Source organism: Mesorhizobium sp. P5_C1 (assembly GCF_054049815.1).
Map to the genome: position 1 here is coordinate 1 of NZ_JBFULQ010001377.1, position 576 is coordinate 576.

Sequence of the window (576 nt, forward strand, 5' to 3'; positions counted from 1 at the left end):
AAATGGTGGATCGATGAAAATGTAATCGACAGAATTACTTGGCAGCGATGTCGCGCTGAAGCTGGATGTTGCTATGATGGAGGATGCGCGACTTCCGCGACGAAGTTGTGCCAAAGCCCGAACGACCATCGACCTCTTCTCATTGAAAATGTTCAGCCAGCTTTGCTCGCCTTGAAGTGATGGGACGTACATCGTCCCGCTGGTCCAGCCCTTCATTGGACCGGTCGACTTGTCCACCCACGCTGGAACACGGAACCGGGACATAATGGTGGCTACTGGAAATCCATCGAGGAGAATGGCCAGCAATCCCGGATCCTTGATGCGTGAATAAAACGCCGATAGAACCCAAAGGCTGCGCTTTGTGAAAAAATGATGTGCGTGGGTCAGCCCTATTGCATCGTTTCGCCTTGTCTCCCGACCTTCCATGAGTCTATTTGTTGGGTACCAATAAGGAATATCCATCTTTTCAATTTCGGCGATCAAATCCGTATCGTATTTATCGGGAGTCTTTTCTGCGCGTTTCCCGTCTACCGTATAGTTAATAAGGACAGGAACGCGCTTCGCATGACGCAAAGT

At 50.0% G+C, this 576-nt stretch carries 1 pseudogene; it reads right to left on the bottom strand.

The annotated features are described in order from the left end of the window. Positions 1-576, bottom strand: a pseudogene (locus ACXJ7R_RS35915) (hypothetical protein); the annotation flags it as partial.